The 4,359-nt window shown below is 47.0% G+C and carries 3 protein-coding genes; all 3 read right to left on the reverse strand.

All coding sequences use genetic code 11. The features are described from left to right. Positions 1–51 precede the first annotated feature (51 nt). Entirely contained in the window at positions 52–588 is a 537-nt protein-coding gene (locus PG883_RS22650) for a hypothetical protein (protein WP_270808304.1), read from the reverse strand. 259 nt (positions 589–847) lie between these two features. Continuing rightward, on the reverse strand, positions 848–2,800 hold the full coding sequence (locus PG883_RS22655) for a hypothetical protein (RefSeq protein WP_147273899.1): 1,953 nt from the start codon (positions 2,798–2,800) through the stop codon (positions 848–850). A 792-nt stretch (positions 2,801–3,592) separates the two neighbouring features. Next, a complete protein-coding gene (locus PG883_RS22660; protein WP_147273900.1) occupies positions 3,593–4,111 on the reverse strand; it encodes a hypothetical protein in 519 nt (172 codons plus the stop codon). Between the last annotated feature and the right edge of the window lie 248 nt (positions 4,112–4,359).

A 4,359-nucleotide genomic window follows, 5' to 3' on the forward strand; every position in this document is an offset into this window, starting at 1 on the left:
TACTGTAATTATATACAGTAAAAATATTACCACTCAATAGAAAACATTGAGTTACCGCCCCTTATATCCCCGCCCGATTGGGCGAGGGTTTACGGGGCATCTGCTAAAGAGCCTTGCATCTACATCCTCAGCATCCTCTTTCATCCACTGGCAATATGTAGCAATGCTGCCCGCTTGAAGAAGATCATTAAGCCGGAACCGGCGTCGCATCACCTCGGGCGTCCAAAATTCAACCCGCTCAAGCGCTGTGTCCAGATAGTCCTCCATCTTCCTGCACTGTTTTAACCGTTGCCCATAACCGGCACGCACCTCTTCGAGCAGCTGCTGGAACTGCTGATCCATCACCAGGCCGTAAAGACTACTACGGGTGGTGGTAGCCGGAACCTTGAAACGAACGTGAACCCCTAGCTTGATACTATGGTCGGTACGGTTACTATCCGGGTCAGCTCCGGCGTATAAGATCAACTCCTTCTGCTTCGGGTAGAAGTCCAGGTAGCCAGGCATGACACACCCGCCTATCGAATCCCAACTGAACATAGGAAGGTCGCTTTCGCTTTGGTTGTTAGAGGATTGGATGATGATGCTCATGATCGCTTCCTGCTCGATGGTGGTTCATGGCCACACGAGACGGCCAGGCACAAGGACTGGGTGGCTTTGATGTTGTCCAAGGACACCAACTGCTCAGCTTCATAGCAGGCAGAGGTGTCCTGGTAGGGTGGCAGTTAGTAGAAACATCCTAAACACATAAAGGGTGTTCTTTAAGCGTTTATGAAAGAATTACACCTTCTTTGAGAGGTGGCGCACAAACTCTACGGTTGACGCCAACCCGCTCTGGTACTAGAACGCTCTACTTTTCAAAGAAGGTCTTTTTGGTCGGTATCGCCTTGAAGATAGCGTTGACCTTCTGTGATTGACCGGTCGCGTTCAGCGGGAGAACGAGACGGCTTTTCAATATATCAGCGCGGATAGCATTAAGCATGTCATTACCGCCATCACCCTTGATAATCTTAAATATTAACTCCAGTTGATCTTTGAACGTTATTTTCCAAGCATCATAATTCTTTATTTGAGAGTTCTTAGGAAGATCCTTTATCAAATCAGCGAGACGATTTCCGGTAAGTATCTGTGCGCCAAACCACGCATCCTTAAATAGTTCATCAAGTGCTTCAAAGACCTCTGGCGAGAGAATTGATTTAAATGTATCGTAATAGGTTTGTCTCGATTCACGGACAATTACACGTAAACTACTGCTTGCTTTGGTTTTAAGTTTTTGATCATCTTTCACCCTAAGCAATAGCTTGGCTATAAATGTCATGGTTTCAGCATAATGCTTAATGTAGTAAGCCGTCTTATCTGCTGTTCTATTGTCGATGGCTTTACCTCGGGGGCGCTTGATACCTTTCAGTAGAACTTTAACTTTACTATGGATGTCTTCTAAGGACACCGAATCAACATCGTCAGAGGTAATAGATTTGAAATGGGTTAAGGCATGATCACCTTTTCTATGCCCACCCAATTCTTTACCTGGCACCTTGAAGCTCAGCCTGTGGCGAGTGATCAATATGTTGGTCTTTACGCCACTTATGATACATAGATTAGCGTTAGATTGGTTTAGCTCAACCCGCTGACCACGGCAATGGATTTCAATTTCAATTACATTGAGTTCCAACAATTCAATGAATGCGGCCTGTAGCATTTGGTACTGATTTGTCCTATAGGAAACACCAGGTTTAAGGGGGTGTATACCTGACAAAATCTCCTTTGCGCTGAACCGCTTACCGACTTTTACCCAACCTGTGTCTTTGTTAAACTGGCCTGTGGCTTGGGCTGCGATCCAGAAGGACAACAGGGAACCGAGTGAGTGCTGGAGAACCAGTAGGTTTGAGCGATTCATAGGCAACAATCGTTCGGTGGCGCGATAGAGGTTACGCAACTCTAGTGACGGTTTAATATGTATAAGGCCATCGTTTTCTAACTTGATTGAATCGACTAGACCAGTAATCAAAATCCCGCCTTTGCGAGCATGGCCATTATTGCCCTCACGGTTTGCATCTTCGTAAAACTCATAGAACGTTAGTGCAATATTCCTAAAGCGACGAAAGGTCTCTACAATACGCTCATCACTCATATGATTCTTAATATAAGAATCAACTTCCTCTTCTGGCAACACATCCAAGAGAGGTTTATAAAAGTCCTTGGGCTCAATGGTTTTAGCATGAGTGGTAGCAGCTCGCTCATATTGTGAATGCGTCATCCGGCCCAAGATGCTAACTAGACAGAAATACGAGCGAATGTCGAAGGAGGTATCCATGACAAAGCCTGTCATTTTCATGTGCGCGTAGCCAGTGATCATCCCATCTGGTACATCATATATCTTTCTAGGATCGAGTTGCGGTCGCGCGAAAGGATTATTGATAACAGCATTTGGCAGGGTTCGAAAAAGCCCAGCTGCGATAATTAAAGGTACGTGGTTATCCAGTTGCTCAGGAAGAGATTTATTTTTAGGTCCGTCAAAAGCAAAACCTTCCTGAACTATTTCGCTCTTGGATTCAACCTGAAGTGGTAATGTCTCCGCAGGACAGGCGGGGGCAGCAGGAACCACATTGGTGGTTGGCGACCCAGACTCCACCAACCAGGAATTTTGGTTGAGCGCTGGTCCCAAAATAGAAAAAGCCTGCTCAATGTCAGCTTCCCCCGAGCCACCGGTTCGGGCGAGATAACTGAGGATCGGCTCGATTTTGAGAGGGTCAACCCGTGGCACCAATGCGTCAACCACTGCCTCTGTCAGCGGCAGTCCCATAACCTGCACCTCAACTTGTGCGACAAATCGAAGAACCCGGCTTCTTAAACTATCCACGCACCATCCCCCTGTGCAAAACATGTTATTAAGCTGTTCATACTCCTGTATATCCTGTGTAAGTGACGGATTTATAACCGTTTTTAGGTGATTATTATGGAGTAAACACAGCGATATTATGGAGTAGTTTGCGATTATTATGGAGTAGATTCTGATTATTATGGAGTAGTTTGCGATTATTATGGAGTAATTTTCGATTATCATGGAGTAAAACAGAGAAAAAAAGCCTTATATATCAAAGCCGTTTAAGCTCTATCTTTATCATTGATCGTTGATCTTTGATCCAAAGAAGATCTAAAGATCAAGATCTAATGAATAATGACAGAGCTAATAGTAGAAAATGACTTCGCTCAATTTTTCCTTCCTAATCAATGCTTTTCTCTGATTCACCACAGACCAACAAACCTAATTGCCTCATAGGACGCGCTGCACTGCAAGGAGGACCGTTTGGGCGACTAGGGTATTAGGGATGTGCCTGAAAGCCCGTAGCGAGCGATACAGAGAGCGTCTGATTCGGTGCATGAAGTGGATCCTCGCGAGGATCCTGAAGACACTCTTGCATGGTGGTTCCACGCAACTGCCGGGGGCTGGTTGAATTTACGGTTACCAGGCAGTCCTTGGACAAGCTAGTGATCGGCCTACATGCAGTGCCAGGCACTGGAAGGGCCTCACTAAATGAAGAAAGCCGCACGAATGGACAGTGCGGCAAAGGTGGATCCAGTGTAAACGTTTGTCTTAGAGCCTGTTATAAATGCGACCTATCACACGCTTAGGCAAACTCTGTTGACGCTGGCGCAGTATCTGATCTTGGATAAGTCGTTTGTGTGCGGCGAGCCGCGCTCCTGCTTCCTCCTCAGAGAGGTGGCCCAGCTTGCGGATCGTTCTGACTATCAAAATCAACTCGGCCTCTTGAACCGAGGGTCGCGGGCCACGATTGACAGGCAATAGAATGAACGGCCAGGCAATGGATACCATGAGGCAGAGTCCAAACCATGAGAACGGATCGAACAGGTCGTGTGGGAGGTCGGTCTCGATGTACCAGAGGAAAAGAGATAAGAAGCTGAGTTGAGTCCCCACGATGAGCGGATAGAACACACCCAAGAAGCGGAAGCTGGAGGCATAGTGCTCAACGAGCATCCGTCGATGCAACCGCTTCAGTTGACGTAGTGTGTATAAACGCTCGTTACCTTGAAAGGAGTGTTCACTGTGTTCATCAATTGATTGATCAGTGGTGTTATCGTTGTCTGTAAGCACGTTCTATCCCTGTCAGATCTAAGACGGTGTCAGGTCTTTACACCTGTAACACCAGATTCCTACTGCAGCATCACCGCCAAACTACACGCGCTTATCTTTCATCAGAGGGTGTGCCGATTAATTCACAGTCAACTGGTGTGACTGCTCCCCGCCGCAAGCGGCGAGGCTTCCCACTTCTTAGGCCGCTACTGCCGAATTGGCAGATTGACGCTGGCCTCCATGGGTAGAAACGACGAGTCCCGCCGCCT

The organism is Aeromonas sp. QDB25 (assembly GCF_027707725.1).
In the GTDB taxonomy this organism is placed as follows: domain Bacteria; phylum Pseudomonadota; class Gammaproteobacteria; order Enterobacterales; family Aeromonadaceae; genus Aeromonas; species Aeromonas caviae.